15 protein-coding genes are annotated in these 14,093 nt (G+C 71.4%); 11 read left to right on the forward strand and 4 right to left on the reverse strand.

What is annotated here, in order from left to right:
- The first annotated feature begins 244 nt into the window (after window positions 1-244).
- The 5 genes from D3P35_RS22235 to D3P35_RS22255 all read left to right on the forward strand — a co-directional run bounded on the left by D3P35_RS22235 (window position 245) and on the right by D3P35_RS22255 (window position 5,074).
- Complete coding sequence (locus D3P35_RS22235) at window positions 245-1,597, forward strand: DUF1800 family protein (RefSeq protein ID WP_118138038.1); 1,353 nt, start codon at window positions 245-247, stop codon at window positions 1,595-1,597.
- 7 nt (window positions 1,598-1,604) lie between these two features.
- Window positions 1,605-2,795, forward strand: a complete 1,191-nt coding sequence (locus tag D3P35_RS22240) for a DUF1501 domain-containing protein (RefSeq protein ID WP_118138040.1) — start codon at window positions 1,605-1,607, stop codon at window positions 2,793-2,795.
- Between the two features lie 202 nt (window positions 2,796-2,997).
- On the forward strand, window positions 2,998-3,705 hold the full coding sequence (locus tag D3P35_RS22245) for a GNAT family N-acetyltransferase (RefSeq protein WP_118138042.1): 708 nt from the start codon (window positions 2,998-3,000) through the stop codon (window positions 3,703-3,705).
- Between the two features lie 95 nt (window positions 3,706-3,800).
- Window positions 3,801-4,376 carry a nitroreductase gene (locus D3P35_RS22250; protein WP_118138044.1) on the forward strand — a complete coding sequence of 192 codons (576 nt, stop codon included), beginning with the start codon at window positions 3,801-3,803 and terminating at the stop codon, window positions 4,374-4,376.
- On the forward strand, window positions 4,376-5,074 hold the full coding sequence (locus D3P35_RS22255; protein WP_118138046.1) for an EI24 domain-containing protein: 699 nt from the start codon (window positions 4,376-4,378) through the stop codon (window positions 5,072-5,074). Before D3P35_RS22250 ends, D3P35_RS22255 begins: the two co-directional genes overlap by 1 nt.
- Here D3P35_RS22255 and D3P35_RS22260 read toward each other — a convergent pair.
- From D3P35_RS22260 to mce, 4 genes are all read right to left on the reverse strand, one after another.
- Window positions 5,038-5,934: an alpha/beta hydrolase gene (locus D3P35_RS22260; protein ID WP_118138048.1), complete on the reverse strand. Its 897-nt coding sequence runs from the start codon at window positions 5,932-5,934 to the stop codon at window positions 5,038-5,040. The genes D3P35_RS22255 and D3P35_RS22260 overlap by 37 nt on opposite strands.
- A 249-nt stretch (window positions 5,935-6,183) precedes the next feature.
- On the reverse strand, window positions 6,184-6,330 hold the full coding sequence (locus D3P35_RS26330; protein ID WP_157982267.1) for a hypothetical protein: 147 nt from the start codon (window positions 6,328-6,330) through the stop codon (window positions 6,184-6,186).
- Between the two features lie 64 nt (window positions 6,331-6,394).
- Window positions 6,395-6,658, reverse strand: coding sequence for a DUF1467 family protein (locus D3P35_RS22265; RefSeq protein ID WP_118138056.1), 264 nt, complete (start codon window positions 6,656-6,658; stop codon window positions 6,395-6,397).
- Window positions 6,655-7,059, reverse strand: coding sequence for a methylmalonyl-CoA epimerase (gene mce / locus D3P35_RS22270; RefSeq protein WP_118138058.1), 405 nt, complete (start codon window positions 7,057-7,059; stop codon window positions 6,655-6,657). Before mce ends, D3P35_RS22265 begins: the two co-directional genes overlap by 4 nt.
- A 374-nt stretch (window positions 7,060-7,433) precedes the next feature.
- Between mce and D3P35_RS22275 the strand changes: the two genes are divergently transcribed.
- From D3P35_RS22275 to D3P35_RS22300, 6 genes are all read left to right on the forward strand, one after another.
- Window positions 7,434-8,312 (forward strand): hypothetical protein, encoded by an 879-nt coding sequence (locus D3P35_RS22275; RefSeq protein ID WP_118138060.1) that lies wholly within the window; start codon window positions 7,434-7,436, stop codon window positions 8,310-8,312.
- A gap of 156 nt (window positions 8,313-8,468) precedes the next feature.
- Window positions 8,469-8,939, forward strand: coding sequence for a (2Fe-2S)-binding protein (locus tag D3P35_RS22280; RefSeq protein ID WP_118138062.1), 471 nt, complete (start codon window positions 8,469-8,471; stop codon window positions 8,937-8,939).
- Window positions 8,940-9,147: 208 nt separating this feature from the next.
- Window positions 9,148-11,520 carry a xanthine dehydrogenase family protein molybdopterin-binding subunit gene (locus tag D3P35_RS22285; protein ID WP_118138064.1) on the forward strand — a complete coding sequence of 791 codons (2,373 nt, stop codon included), beginning with the start codon at window positions 9,148-9,150 and terminating at the stop codon, window positions 11,518-11,520.
- A 48-nt stretch (window positions 11,521-11,568) separates the two neighbouring features.
- Window positions 11,569-12,354: a xanthine dehydrogenase family protein subunit M gene (locus D3P35_RS22290; protein ID WP_118138067.1), complete on the forward strand. Its 786-nt coding sequence runs from the start codon at window positions 11,569-11,571 to the stop codon at window positions 12,352-12,354.
- 79 nt (window positions 12,355-12,433) lie between these two features.
- The gene (locus tag D3P35_RS22295; RefSeq protein ID WP_118138069.1) at window positions 12,434-13,408 is read left to right on the forward strand and encodes a quinone oxidoreductase; all 975 of its coding nucleotides are present in this window, start codon (window positions 12,434-12,436) and stop codon (window positions 13,406-13,408) included.
- A gap of 73 nt (window positions 13,409-13,481) precedes the next feature.
- Window positions 13,482-13,961 carry a hypothetical protein gene (locus tag D3P35_RS22300; RefSeq protein WP_118138071.1) on the forward strand — a complete coding sequence of 160 codons (480 nt, stop codon included), beginning with the start codon at window positions 13,482-13,484 and terminating at the stop codon, window positions 13,959-13,961.
- The last annotated feature ends 132 nt before the right edge of the window (window positions 13,962-14,093 follow it).

Raw genomic sequence — 14,093 nt, forward strand, 5'->3', positions numbered from 1 at the left:
CCGGCCGGGCTCCCTCGCAAGTGGCGCATCCGGCGCAGGTCTAGCGGCAGGCCGGGCGGCTGGCAATCCGCGCCGGGCCGCGCGAGCGTCGCGGGCAAATTCGCGTGAGACACGAATTTAAGGGCTTGCCGCTCTCCGGGGCGCGCTACATCCTCCCGCAAGAGTGAACGACGGAACCGGGCGCATCGCCCGTACAGATCCGCGAGACCCTGCCAACCCCTGAAGAATCCAGTGAAGAGGCGTCATGTCCATCAGCACTGCCACCATTGCGGCCCTGCGTTACGGATACGGCTTCCGCCCCGGCGAGACGCCCCCCTCCGGCGCGGCAGACCTGACCGCCCAGCTCGAGGCGGCGGACCCGATGTCGGCCGGGGGCCTGCCTTCGGTGGTGCATGTCTACGAGCTCATCCGCGCGCGGCGCGACGCGGTGCGCGCCAAGGTCGAGGACGGCGAGAAGGGCATGTCGGACGCGCTGAAGGCCGCCAACCAGGCGGTGGCGGAGGTGCGCCTGCCCCTGCAGGCCCGGCGCATCGTGCCGCCGGTGATGTCGCCGCAGGGCTTCCGCGAGCGGCTGATCTCCTTCTGGGCCGATCATTTCACCGTGATCTCCAAGGGGGTGAACCTCGCCACCCTCGGCCCGCTGATGGTGGAGAATTCCATCCGCCCGCACGTGGCCGGCAAGTTCGACGAGATGCTCATCGCCTGCACGCTCGACCCGGCGATGATCATCTACCTCGACCAGAACGTCTCCTACGGGCCCGAGTCGGTGGCCGGCCGGCGCAACAATCGCGGCCTGAACGAGAACCTCGCCCGCGAGGTGCTCGAGCTGCACACCCTGGGCGTGGGCGGCAGCTACACCCAGGAGGACGTGGTCCAGTTCGCCGAGTTGCTCACCGGCTACACGGTCAACCCCGAGCGCGGCGTGCTCTTCGCCGGAAACCGCGCCGAGCCGGGCGCCGAGACGGTGCTCGGCGCTTCCTACGGTGGCAAGAAGGCCAACCCGGAGGACGCCAAGGACTTCCTGCGCGACCTCGCCCGCAAGCCCGAGACCGCCCGGCACATCGCCCGCAAGCTGGTGGTGCATTTCGTCTCCGACACGCCGGACGAGGGCCACGTGGCCCAGGTGGCCGAGGCCTGGGGCGATGGCGGCGACCTGAAGGCGGTCTACGCCGCGCTGCTCGACCACGAGCAGGCCTGGAAGCCGGAGTTCACCAAGGCGCGCCAGCCGCTCGACTATTCCATCGCCTGCCTGCGCGCCTTCGACGCCATGTCCTTCGAGAAGCAGCGCATGCGCCTCGCGCAGCAGACCAAGCGGCACCTCATCCTGATGGGCCAGCCGCTGATGCAGCCCGGCGGGCCGAACGGCTGGCCGGAGGAGGTGGACGCCTGGATCACCCCGCAGGGGCTGGCCGGGCGCATCCGCTTCGCCAAGTTCCTCTCCCAGCGCTTCGGCCGCAAGACCGACCCGCGCGAATTCCTCGAGGCCACCCTCGGGGATGCCGCCGACGACAAGCTCACCTTCGCGGTCTCGGCCGCGGAGCAGAAATGGGAGGGCATCTCGCTCACCCTGCTTTCCCCCGTGTTCAACCGCCGCTGAGGACGCCATGACCCGATCCTTCGACCCCGGCCGCCGCCGCTTCCTCGGAACCGGCCTGGCCCTCGGTTGCTCGGCCGCCGCGAGCCCGCTGCTCACCCCCGTCACCTTCGCCGCCGTGCCGGGCGAGAACCGGCTCGTCGTCATCCTGCTGCGCGGGGCGATGGACTCGCTCGACGTGGTCCAGCCCTACGGCGACAAGGCCTTCGCCGCCATGCGCCCCACGCTGAAGTTCGGCGAGGCGGGAGGTGCCACCGACCTCGACGGCTTCTACTCGCTCCACCCGGCGCTGAAGCCGCTGATGCCGCTGTGGCAGGCGGGCGAGCTGGGCTTCGTGCACGCGGTCTCCACCCCCTACCGCGACCGCCGCTCGCATTTCGACGGCCAGGACCTGCTGGAGAACGGCAGCGCCAGCGCCGACGGCACCCTCACGCCCGCGCGGGACGGCTGGCTGAACCGCGCGCTCACCATGATGCCCGGCGCCGACGTGCGGACGGCCTTCGCGGTGGGGCAGGAAGACATGATGCTGCTCGACGGCAAGGCGCCGGTCTCGGCCTGGTCGCCGGATGCCGAGCTCGACATGTCGCCCCAGGCGCACGACCTGCTCGACATGATCTACGCGAAGGACCCCGCGATGCAGGCCGCCAGCGACGCCGCCTTCAAGCTCGCCAACGAGGAGAGCGGCGCGATGGAGGGCGAAAACCGCCTCGGCCCGGTGCCGCTCGCGCGCTACACCGCCGAGCAGCTCAGCCGCGAGAGCCGCATCGCCGCCTTCTCGCTGGGTGGCTGGGACACGCATCGCGCCCAGCACCAGTCGCTGCCGCGCGCGCTCTCCAACCTCTCCGACGCCATTCTGGCGCTGAAGGCGGGGCTGGGCGACACCTGGGGCCGCACCACGGTGGTCTGCGTCACCGAGTTCGGCCGCACCGCGCGGGAGAACGGCTCGCGCGGCACCGACCACGGCACCGGCGGGGCGATGATCCTCGCGGGCGGCGCGGTGAAGGGTGGCAAGGTCTACGGCGCCTGGCCGGGCCTGGGCGAGGGCGACCTCTTCGAGGACCGCGACCTGCAACCCACCGACGACATGCGCCGCTGGCTGGGCTGGACCCTGCGCGACATGTTCGACCTCGCCCCCTCCGACATCGAGGCCCGCATCTTCCCCGAGCTGCAGATGGGCAAGAACCCGCGCTTCCTCGCCTGAGCCCCCCGCGCCCTCGAGGGGAACCACCCGGCCGGGGGCATGCGCGGCAGGCGGGCCGGGGGGCACGGCCACGGCCGGGCCCGGGAGCGCGCGGCGGGCCGGGACGCCGCCCGGCCGCGCAGGCGCCGGGAATCGCGCGATAAATTGCGAACCCGCGTGCGCGGCGCTTGACCTGCCGCGCCGCTTCGGCTCCTGTCTTGACATGGATGATGCACGCCCGATCGGCCCGGAGGTTCCGAACTGGACCCCGCCGCCCCGCCCCGACCGCCGCTCCTTCGAAGGCCGCTACGCGCGGCTCGAGCCGCTCAGCGCAGCGGCGCATGCCGATGCGCTGTTCTCCGCCTTCGCGGAGGATGACGGCGCGATGTGGGACTACATGGCCGACGGGCCCTTCGCGGATGCTTCCGCCTTCCGCGCCTGGGCGGAGCGCGCCGGGGCCGGCACCGACCCGATGTTCTGGGCCGTCCGGGACCATGCGAGCGACAGCTGGGCCGGGGTGTTCTCCTTCCTGCGCATCGCGCCGGAGGCGGGCAGCATCGAGCTGGGCAACATCGCCTTCGCCCCGCGCATGCAGCGCAGCCGGGCGGCCACCGAGGCGGTGTGGATGATGATGTCCTGGGCCTTCCTCGCCGGCTACCGCCGCTTCGAGTGGAAGTGCAACGCGCTCAACGCCCCCTCGCGCCGGGCCGCACAGCGCTTCGGGCTGAGCTACGAGGGCCTGTTCCGCCAGGCGCTGGTGGTGAAGGGCCGCAACCGCGACACCGCCTGGTATGCCGCCATCGACCTCGAGTTCCCGCTGCTGCAGACCGCCTTCGAGGCCTGGCTCGACGCGGAGAACTTCGATGCCGACGGCCGGCAGCGCCGCAGCCTCTCCTCGCTCACCGCGCCCATCCTCGTCGCCCGCGGCTGAGGCCGCCGCGGCCCCACGACCGCCCGAGGGCCGCATGGCTTGACTCGGGCCGGTGGCGCGAACACATCCAAGGCGCTCAACAGACCGGAGTTCCCATGCCCGAAGCCCGCCCGGAGGTCCTCGACTTCCTGCTCACCCGCCGTTCCCGCCCGGCAAAGACCCTCGTCGCCCCGGCGCCGGACCGCGCGGCGCTCATGCCGCTGCTCACCGCCGCCGCCCGCTCGCCCGATCACGGCATGCTGGTGCCCTGGCGCTTCAAGGTGTTCTCCGGCGCGGCCCTCGCCCGGCTCGCGGAGCAGGCCGCCGCCCGGGCCGAGGCGCTGGGCAAGCCCGCCTCCGACGTGGAGAAGGTGCGCAACACCTTCACCGTGGCACCGCTCATCGTGGGCGTGGTCTCGGCGCCGAAACCCTCGCCGAAGATCCCGGAGGTGGAGCAGCGCCTCTCGGCCGGGGCGGTTTGCCTCGCGCTGGTGAACGCGGCGCTCGCCTCCGGCTGGGGGGCGAGCTGGATCACCGGCTGGGCGGCGTTCGACGCGGAGTTCTGCGCCGCACAGGGCCTCGGCGAGGGCGAGTATTTCGCCGGCTTCATCCATATCGGCACCGAGGGCGTGGCCCCGGCCGAGCGTGACCGCCCGGTGCTCGAAGCGATCACCGACTGGGTGGACGCCTGATGATCGGCGATTTCCTCCGCGCCTTCTCCCAGCTTACCGATGCCCGCTTCTCAGCCGTGCTGGTGAAGTCCCTCGGCCTCACGGTGGTGCTGCTCGTCGCCTCCTATTTCGGCGTGGGCTGGCTGGGCACGCTGCTGCCGGCCTGGGACGTGCCGGTGCCCTTCCTGGGCGAGGTGTCGCTGGGCGGGGTGGCCACCGGCTTTGCCGTGGTGGCGATGATCCTCGCCTCGGCCTTCCTGATGTTCCCCATCGCCTCGGTGTTCATCGGCTTCTTCCTCGACGACATCGTGGAGGCGGTGGAGGAGCGGCACTACCCGCAGCTGCCCGAGGTCACCCCCCAGCCGATGCTCGAGGCGCTGCTCGACGCCGCGCGCTTCCTCGGGCTGATGATCGTGGCAAACCTGGTGGCGCTGGTGTTCTACCTGGTGCTCGCCCCGGTGGCGCCGCTGATCTTCTGGCTGGTGAACGGCTACCTGCTGGGGCGGGAGTATTTCCAGATGATCGCCGTGCGCCGCATGCCCTCGGCCGAGGCGGAGGCGCTGCGCAAGAGGCATTTCGGCCAGATCTGGCTCGCCGGCACGCTGATGGCGATTCCGCTCAGCATCCCGATCCTCAACCTGGTGATCCCGATCCTCGGGGTGGCGACCTTCACCCACCTGCATCACCGGCTCACCGGGCTGCGCCCGCAGCCGGCCTGAGGCGCGGCGAGGAAGGCGCGCACGTCCTCGATCACCGGCGCGCGCCCCCGCAGGATGGGGGCGAGCGCCGAGGCGATGCCCACGTGGCCCACCTCCGGATAGAGCCGCAGGGTGACCGCGTTTCCGCCCGCCTCCAGCGCCCCGGCCAGCGCCTCGCTCTCGGCGGGGGAGACGACATCGTCCGCCTCCCCGTGCAGGATGAGTGCGGGCGGGTGGGCGCCGGCGGCGTAGTTGACCGGCTGGCTCTCGGCCCGGGTCTCCTCGGGGAAGATGCGGCGGTAGCGATCCTGCTGCAGCGGCAGGAAGTCGTAGGGGCCGGCGAGGCCGATGAACCCCGCCACGTCGCGGCAGGGGGAGAGCCCCTCGGCGCCGAGCCAGCGCGGATCGAGCGCGAGCAGGGCGGCGATCTGCGCGCCGGCCGAGTGGCCGGCGAGGTAGAGCGGGTGGCCCGGGTAGCGCGCCTTCACCGCCGCCACCGCCGCCGCGCCGTCCTCCACGAAGGCCGGGAAGGTGACATCGGGCGCCAGCCGGTAGCCGGGCAGGGCGGTGATGGTGCCGAGGGCCGCGAGCGACTGGCCGGCGAAGGCGTAGAGCCCCGGGCTGCCGCTGTCCCACGAGCCGCCGTGGAAGAACACGATCAGCGGGGCGTCATCGGCCAGGCCGCGCTCGGCGAAGAGGTCGTAGGCCTGCGCGGGGTCGTCTCCGTAGGGAATGCCGGTGCTGCTCTCCACCGTCTGCGAGCGGCCGAGCCGCTCGAGCACGCCGGCGCCGAGGCTGGTGCAGGCGGTGAGCAGGGCGGGCAACAGCAGAAGTGGCCAGCGGGCGAGGGCGGACAGGGCGGAGCCGCGGGGGCTGGTCATGAAGCGGCGCTCCTGAAGGGGGAGCCGCGTGCGGCGCGCGCAGCGGGTCTGGAAGGTGCGGGGCGGAAGGGGACGGCGGGGCGCCGACCTGCCCCGGGCCTGACCCGGGGCCTCCCCGGCAGCATCGGCGCGGGGCGGGTGGCGGCGAGGTCCCGGGTCAGGCCCGGGACATGCCTGCGCGGGGGCGAAGACCCGCGAGGCCGGAGGGCCCGCGCAGGGGCCCTCCCGGCAGGGCGTTTCGGCGCGGGCTCAGCTTCCGGTGGTCTTCGGCGCGGCCGGAGTGATCTCGGCGCTCTGGTCTGAGGTCACCCTGGCGCTGGACCAGGGGCAGGCGGCGGCAGTGCCCACCACGGCCAGCATCGAACATGCGGTCAGGAGGGCGGCGAGTATCTTCATCTGCGTGTCTCCTCTCTGGGTGTGGAGGCTTCAGCGTAGCACGGGCCGCCGGCTCCGCTCCGAATCACATTCGGTTGAAGAAGTCGATGTCACGGACCGTGAGCATCCCCGACAGGATGAAGCCGCAGAGCAGCGCCCAGATCACCGTGGTGGCCACCGTGACCCAGAGGATCTTGCGCCCCAGCCGCGGGTTCACCGGCGCCGAAGGCGCGGTGCCGGGGACGATCTCGCCGGTGTCGCTCTGGGTGGTCACCCGGATCGGCAGCGCCACGAACAGGCACATGAACCAGGTGACGGCGTAGAGGACGATGACGGAGGTGATGGTCATACCTGCTCCAGTTCCACGAGGGCGCCGTTGAAATCCTTCGGGTGCAGGAACAGCACCGGCTTGCCATGCGCGCCGATCTTCGGCTCGCCCGTGCCCAGCACCCGGGCGCCGGCGGCCTTCAGCCGGTCGCGCGCGGCAAGGATATCCTCGACCTCGTAACAGATGTGGTGAATGCCCCCCGCGGGGTTCTTCTCGAGAAAGCCCGCGATGGGCGAGCCCTCGCCCAGCGGGTGCAGCAGCTCGATCTTGGTGTTGGGCAGCTCGATGAACACCACGGTCACGCCATGCTCCGGCTCGTCCTGCGGGGCGCCGACCGTGGCGCCCAGCGTGTCGCGATACTGCGCCGCCGCGGCGCCGAGGTCGGGCACGGCAATGGCGACATGGTTCAGGCGTCCGATCATCGCGGCGGTCCTCCGGGCCCGTGGGGTTCTGTTCTTTGAAACAGGCCTAGCCGCGGCGGCCCGGCGATGCAAGCGCGGCCCCGGGGGCGGGACGCGGGGCCGCAGGCCTTGCGCGCCGGCGCGCAGTTTCGGGCTTTGCGCGCCCGCGCGCAGTTTCGGGCCTTGCGCGCCCGCGCGCAGTTTCGGGCCTTGCGCGCCGGCGCGCAGTTTCGGGCTTTGCGCTTGCGCGCAGTTTCGGCCCCGCGCTTGCGGGCGGCCCCGGCCCTGCCCGGGCGCACAGTCTCCGGCCCCTGTGCGCGGGCGCACAGTCTGCCCTCCGCCGCCGGCGCATGCTGCCGCGGCAGGACAGGGCCGCAGGACCGGGGGAGGCCGGCATGGACAAGTCGAACTGGATATCGCTGATCGCGGCGGGAGTGTCGATCTTCTCCGCCGTCACCGCCTGGCAGGCCAAGCGCGAGGCCGCGGCCCTCGACGAGCGCGAGTTCACCACCGACAAGACGCTGGAGATCCTCGGCTCGGTCTATGCCGAGGTGCTGGAGGCGCAGGAGGACCGGGTGCGGGCGAAGTGGAGCTGCTTCTTCGTCGAGACGCTGGCCCGGGCCGAGGCGCGGGCGGTCTCCGGCGCGCCGGGGGCCGGGGAGGCGCCGCTCTTCGTGCGCGGTTTCGTCGATGACGTCACCCGCGCCGGCCTGTGGGACCCGAGCTGCGCGCCGCGGCTGGAGGCGCTGGTCTCCGAGCAGGCGCCGGCGGAGACCTATGCCACCCGCTACACCGCCCCGCCCGACACGATGGTGATCGTGCCCCGCGATGACGGTGACGGAAGCGGCGGCGTGCCCCCCGCCGTGGCGCCGGACCCGGACGATCCCCTGCCGCCTCCGGCCGACGCGCCGGGCACGGAGCAGGTGGCGATCGGGCGCTGGCACGCGCTCATCGCTTCCTACGACGTGACGGAGCGGGGCTGCTCCTACGCGCTCGAGGACGTGGCCTGGGCGGCCGACGCGCTCGCCGCGCCCGGCTTCGGCGGCCGGTTCGACGGGCTGCCGGTGTCGGTGGTGCGCACCACGATCTCCAACAATTACGCAGCCACGGTGGACGCGGGCGATGACCGCGACCTTGCCGATGCCCTGGCCGCCGCCATCCGCGAGGCGGCGGCCAGCCGGCGCGACGGCACGGGCCGCGATTCCTTCGTGCAGGGCAACCGGAAGTGGCAGATCGACCCCGCCTGCGACTCCCGGCTGCCGGTCGGCGGCTGAGCCCCGGCGCAGCCGTTTACGACCAAGGGCGCAATTCTTCCTCAAACCCCTTGCCGCCGCCGGGCCCGGCCGGCAAAAGTGTGCGCAATCGCAAGGTGGTTGCGAGACTCGGGCTTCCGCCATAGGCTCGCGAAGACTTTAATCGGGGAGAATGTCATGACCTCAGTCACCATGACGGTTAACGGCAAGAAGATGTCAGGCGAGGTCGAAGGCCGGACCCTGCTGGTCCAGTTCCTGCGCGAGGCCCAGGGCCTCACCGGAACCCACGTGGGCTGCGACACGTCCCAGTGCGGCGCCTGCGTGGTGCATGTCGACGGCGTGGCTGTGAAATCCTGCACCATGCTGGCCCAGGAGGCCGCGGGCGCGGAGGTCACCACCATCGAGGGGATGGCAAACCCCGACGGCTCGCTGGGCGTGATCCAGCAGGCCTTCCAGGACCATCACGGCCTGCAGTGCGGCTTCTGCACCCCGGGCATGGTGATGTCCGCCGCGGACCTGCTCAAGACCAACGCGGACCCCTCGGAAACCGAGATCCGCGAGTATCTCGAGGGCAACATCTGCCGCTGCACCGGCTACCACAACATCGTGAAATCGATCCAGGCCGCCGCCGCCACCCTGCGCGGCTGAGCGGCCGGGCCCTGTTCCCCCCGGGGGGCAGGGCGCCGAGACATGACGGGGAGCGGCGCCATGACGCCGCTCCGGGGGGCGCGCCCCCCGCCCCAAGGGGCAAGACCCCACCCCAGCCCATCAAGACCCCGCAGCGGCGCGAGCCGGAAGAAGAACGCGGGTCGGACAATCCGGGAGCCCGCGCGCTCCCTGCCAGGGAGAAGAGACAATGCCCAAGGATCATGACGGGATCGGTGCCTCCACCAAACGGCGCGAGGACGTGCGCTTCCTCTCCGGAGCCGGGCGCTACACCGACGACATCAACCTGCGCGGACAGGCTTACGCCTATTTCCTGCGCTCCTCCGTGGCCCACGGAAACCTCACCTCCATCGATACCGCCGAAGCCGAGGCCATGCCCGGCGTGGTCCGCATCTTCACCGCGAAGGATTTCGAGGGCGTGGGCGGGCTGCCCTGCGGCTGGCAGGTGACCGACCGCTTCGGCCAGCCGATGAAGGAGCCCGGCCACCCCGTGCTCGCCACCGGCAAGGTGCGCCACGTCGGCGACCCGATCGCCGTCGTCGTGGCCGAGAGCCTGGCCGAGGCGAAGGACGCCGCCGAAGCCATCATGGTCGATATCGACGAGCTGCCGGCCGTGATCGACATGAAGGCCGCCGTGGCCGGCGGTGCGCCGCTCGTGCATGACGATGTCGAGAACAACCTCTGCTACGACTGGGGCTTCGTGGAGGAGAACCGCGAGGCGGTGGATGCCGCCATCAGGGGCGCGCACCATGTCACCACCCTGGAGCTTGTGAACAACCGCCTGGTGGCAAACCCGATGGAGCCGCGCGTGGCCGTGGGCGACTATGACCGCACCACCGGCGAGCACACGCTCTACACCACCTCGCAGAACCCCCACGTGATCCGCCTGCTGATGGGCGCCTTCGTGCTCGGCATCCCCGAGCACAAGCTGCGCGTGGTCGCACCCGACGTGGGCGGCGGCTTCGGCACCAAGATCTTCCACTACGCCGAGGAGGCCTTCTGCACCTTCGCGGCGAAGGCGGTGAACCGCCCGGTGAAATGGACCTGCGACCGCTCCGAGGCCTTCATCACCGACTGCCACGGCCGCGACCACGTGACGAAGATCGAGCTCGCGCTCGACGCCGAAGGCAAGTTCCTCGCCCTGCGCACCGACACGCTGGCCAACATGGGCGCCTATCTCTCCACCTTCGCGCCCTCGGTGCCCACCTGGCTGCACGGCACGCTGATGGCGGGCAACTACACCACGCCGCTGGTCTACGTGAACGTGAAGGCCGTGTTCACCAACACCGTGCCGGTGGACGCCTATCGCGGCGCCGGGCGGCCGGAGGCGACCTTCCAGCTCGAGCGCGTGATCGACAAGGCGGCCCGCGAGCTCGGTATCGACCCGATAGAGCTGCGCCGGCGCAATTTCATCAAGCCCGAGCAGTTCCCCTACCAGACCCCCGTCGCGGTGGTCTACGACACCGGCAACTACCACGCCACGATGGACAAGCTGGTCGAGATCGCCGACGTGGCGGGCTTCCCCGCCCGGCGCGCGGCCTCGGAGGCGAAGGGCAAGCTGCGCGGCCTCGGCATCGCGCATTACATCGAGGCCTGCGGCATCGCGCCTTCCCAGCTCGTCGGCCAGCTCGGCGCCCGCGCCGGCCTCTACGAGAGCGCCACCGTGCGGGTGAACGCCACCGGCTCGATCTCGGTCTACACCGGCTCGCACAGCCACGGGCAGGGGCACGAGACCACCTTCCCCCAGGTGGTGGCCGAGATGCTGGGCATCGACGCCACCCAGGTCGACATCGTGCATGGCGACACCTCGAAGATCCCGATGGGCATGGGCACCTACGGCTCGCGCTCCATCGCCGTGGGCGGCACCGCCATGGTGAAGGCCACCGAGAAGATCATCGCCAAGGCGAAGAAGATCGCCGCCCACCTGATGGAGGCGGCCGAGACCGATGTCGAGCTCGCCGGCGGCCAGTTCTCGGTGAAGGGCACCGACAAGTCCATCGCCTGGGGCGATGTCTGCCTCGCCGCCTACGTGCCGCACAACTACCCGCTGGAGAGCATCGAGCCCGGGCTGGAGGAGACGGCCTTCTACGACCCCTCCAACTTCACCTACCCCTCCGGCGGCTACGCCTGCGAGGTGGAGGTCGACCCCGACACCGGCAAGGTCGAGATCCTCGCCTTCTCGGCGGCCGACGATTTCGGCAATGTCATCAACCCGATGATCGTTTCGGGCCAGGTGCATGGCGGCATCGCCCAGGGCATCGGCCAGGCGCTGCTCGAACAGGCGGTCTATGACGAAAATGGCCAGCTTCTGACCGGATCCTATATGGACTATGCGATGCCGCGCGCCGATGATGTGCCGATGTATGCCGTCGATCACAGCTGTGTCACGCCCTGCACCCACAATCCGCTGGGGGTGAAGGGCTGCGGTGAGGCCGGGGCCATCGGCTCGCCGCCCGCCGTGGTGAACGCGGTGGTCGACGCCCTCGCCGCCAGGGGGGTCACGCATATCGACATGCCGCTCACGCCGGCCCGGGTCTGGGCGGCGATGAATGCGGCAGGGTGAAGACCGGGACGTGAGACACGGGCACGGCCCGTCCAAGGAGACAAGACCATGTATGACTTCGAATTCGTGAAACCGGCGAGCGTCGCCGACGCCCTGGCGGCCCTCTCCGACGAGGACGCGAAGCCCCTCTCCGGCGGCCAGACCCTGCTGCCCACCATGAAGCAGCGTCTCGCCATGCCCACGAAGCTGGTGAGCCTCGCCGGCATGGCGGAGCTCATCGGCGTCTCGGCCGAGGGCGGCGTGCTCACGGTGAAGGGCGCCACCCCGCATGCGAAGGTGGCGGCCGAGGCCACCGCCTACCCCGCGCTCGCCGCCCTCGCCTCGCATATCGGTGACCCGGCGGTGCGCAACCGCGGCACCATCGGCGGCAGCCTCGCCAACAACGACCCCTCGGCCTGCTACCCGGCCGCGGCGCTGGCCTCGGGGGCGACCATCGTCACCACCGCGCGCGAGATCCCGGCGGACGAGTACTTCCAGGGCATGTTCACCACCGCGCTGGAGGAGCACGAGATCATCACCGCGGTGAAGTTCCCCATCCCGGAGGCGGCGAACTACCAGAAGTTCGTGCAGCCGGCCTCGCGCTTCGCCCTCGTGGGCGTGTTCGTGGCCAAGTTCGCGACCGGCGTGCGCGTGGCCGTCACCGGCGCCTCGGAGGAGGGCGTGTTCCGCTGGACCGAGGCCGAGGAGGCGCTCTCCTCCAGCTTCACCCCCGATGCGGTCGCCTCGCTCAAGGCCCCGGCCGAGGGCATGATCGGCGACATCCACGGCACCCCGGAGTACCGCGCCCATCTCATCGGCGTGATGACGAAACGCGCCGTCGCCGCCGCCGCCTGAGCGCTCGCGCCCCCCGCAACCGGCCCCGGCCCGCAACGGCCGGGGCCGCATCGTCTCTGCAACGTCCCGGAGGTAGGCCATGGTCAAGGCAGTCCGCATTTCCGCATTCGGCGGCCCCGAAGTGCTCGAATACGTCGATGTCGAGGTGGGCGCGCCGGGGCCCGGCGAGATCCGCATCCGCCAGCACGCGGTGGGGCTGAACTTCATCGACGTCTACCAGCGCACCGGGCTCTACAAGCTGCCGCTGCCGGCGGTGATCGGGCTCGAAGGGGCAGGCATCGTCACCGCGGTGGGCGAGGGGGTGACCCATCTCGCGGAGGGTGACCGCGTGGCCTATGCCGCCGTCACCCCCGGCGCCTATGCCGAGGAGCGGGTGATGCCGGCGGCCCAGGTGGTGGTGCTCCCCGAGGAGCTCTCCTTCGAGCAGGGCGCCGCGATGATGCTGCAGGGCCTCACGGTGCAGTATCTCTTCCGCTCCACCGCCAGCCTCGCGCCCGGCGACACGCTGCTGTTTCACGCGGCCGCCGGCGGCGTGGGGCTCATCGCCTGCCAATGGGCGCGCGCCATGGGCCTGCGGATGATCGCCACCGCCGGCACGGACGAGAAATGCGCCCTCGCCAAGGCGCATGGCGCGGCCGAGGTGATCAATTACTCCACCACCGATTTCGTTTCCGCCGTGAAGGATCTCACCGGCGGGCGCGGCGTGCCGGTGGTGATGGATTCGGTCGGCGCCTCCACCTGGGAGGGCTCGACCGCATGCCTCAACCCGCGCGGGCTGATGATCTCGTTCGGCAGCGCCTCCGGCCCGGTGCCGCCGATCACCGTGGCCGAGCTCGCGGCCAAGGGCTCGCTCTACGTCACCCGCCCGACGCTCTTCACCTATATCGCCGAGCCCGGCTCCGCCCAGGAGCGCGCCGCCGACCTGTTCGACATGGTGCTGACCGGCAAGGTGAAGATCGACGTCGCCCGTACCCGCCCGCTGGCCGAGGTCGCCGAGGCGCACCGCGACCTCGAGGCGCGCCGCACCACGGGCACCACCGTGTTTACCCTCTGATCACCTTCCCCCGGCACCTTGCGACGGCAGGGAGCCGGAGGGAGATCACGGGACAAGTCGGAAGGTCCGAACCATGAGATATCCAGCCAGCCTCGCCCCCCTCGGCCTCGCCCTCGCGCTGGCAGCGTGCTCCCGGGGGCCCGGGCCGGAGGGGGCGGAGAGCGGCGCGCTGCCGCCGGCCACCCTGTCCGGGCCCGAGGTGGTCTCCAGCCCGGACAGCCCGGCGCCCGAGGCGCTGGAGCGGGCGGAGGCCGTGTCCGACGCCGCCGCCGCCACGACCGGCAGCCACGCCGACCCCGTGCCGGCCGCCGCCACGAAGGAGATCGCCGAGCGCGAGCGCGAGCTCGCCCTGCTGCGTCGCCAGCTGGTGAGCCAGCGGCATTCCCTGCGCCAGCGCCGCATCCCGCTCGATCCCGCGCTGGAGGCGGAGGTGCTCGCGGCCACCACGGCCCGGCCGGCCGCCACGGCGCCCGAGGCCCGGCTGGCCGAGCTGGAAGCCGCGATTCTCGAGGCCCGTACCCTGTCCGGTGAGCTCGACGCCCTCCTGTCGTGATGCGTGCGGCGGGGCTCCTCGCTTCAACCGCAAGCCGCGCTGTCCCCTTGGGGTTAACACCTGATTATCGAATCCGCGCTCCAATGGGGCTGTGGGGGAATCGCGGTGGCGGCCAGGTGCCTTGAGCAGGCG

It is taken from the genome of Oceanicella sp. SM1341 (genome assembly GCF_003448965.1).
Classification (GTDB): domain Bacteria; phylum Pseudomonadota; class Alphaproteobacteria; order Rhodobacterales; family Rhodobacteraceae; genus Paroceanicella.

Coding starts and splice junctions, on each gene's coding strand:
- D3P35_RS22235 (WP_118138038.1), top strand. CDS start 245: ATGTCCATCAGCACTGCCACCATTGCGGCCCTGCGTTACGGATACGGC.
- D3P35_RS22240 (WP_118138040.1), top strand. CDS start 1,605: ATGACCCGATCCTTCGACCCCGGCCGCCGCCGCTTCCTCGGAACCGGC.
- D3P35_RS22245 (WP_118138042.1), top strand. CDS start 2,998: ATGGATGATGCACGCCCGATCGGCCCGGAGGTTCCGAACTGGACCCCG.
- D3P35_RS22250 (WP_118138044.1), top strand. CDS start 3,801: ATGCCCGAAGCCCGCCCGGAGGTCCTCGACTTCCTGCTCACCCGCCGT.
- D3P35_RS22255 (WP_118138046.1), top strand. CDS start 4,376: ATGATCGGCGATTTCCTCCGCGCCTTCTCCCAGCTTACCGATGCCCGC.
- D3P35_RS22260 (WP_118138048.1), bottom strand. CDS start 5,934: ATGACCAGCCCCCGCGGCTCCGCCCTGTCCGCCCTCGCCCGCTGGCCA.
- D3P35_RS26330 (WP_157982267.1), bottom strand. CDS start 6,330: ATGAAGATACTCGCCGCCCTCCTGACCGCATGTTCGATGCTGGCCGTG.
- D3P35_RS22265 (WP_118138056.1), bottom strand. CDS start 6,658: ATGACCATCACCTCCGTCATCGTCCTCTACGCCGTCACCTGGTTCATG.
- mce (WP_118138058.1), bottom strand. CDS start 7,059: ATGATCGGACGCCTGAACCATGTCGCCATTGCCGTGCCCGACCTCGGC.
- D3P35_RS22275 (WP_118138060.1), top strand. CDS start 7,434: ATGGACAAGTCGAACTGGATATCGCTGATCGCGGCGGGAGTGTCGATC.
- D3P35_RS22280 (WP_118138062.1), top strand. CDS start 8,469: ATGACCTCAGTCACCATGACGGTTAACGGCAAGAAGATGTCAGGCGAG.
- D3P35_RS22285 (WP_118138064.1), top strand. CDS start 9,148: ATGCCCAAGGATCATGACGGGATCGGTGCCTCCACCAAACGGCGCGAG.
- D3P35_RS22290 (WP_118138067.1), top strand. CDS start 11,569: ATGTATGACTTCGAATTCGTGAAACCGGCGAGCGTCGCCGACGCCCTG.
- D3P35_RS22295 (WP_118138069.1), top strand. CDS start 12,434: ATGGTCAAGGCAGTCCGCATTTCCGCATTCGGCGGCCCCGAAGTGCTC.
- D3P35_RS22300 (WP_118138071.1), top strand. CDS start 13,482: ATGAGATATCCAGCCAGCCTCGCCCCCCTCGGCCTCGCCCTCGCGCTG.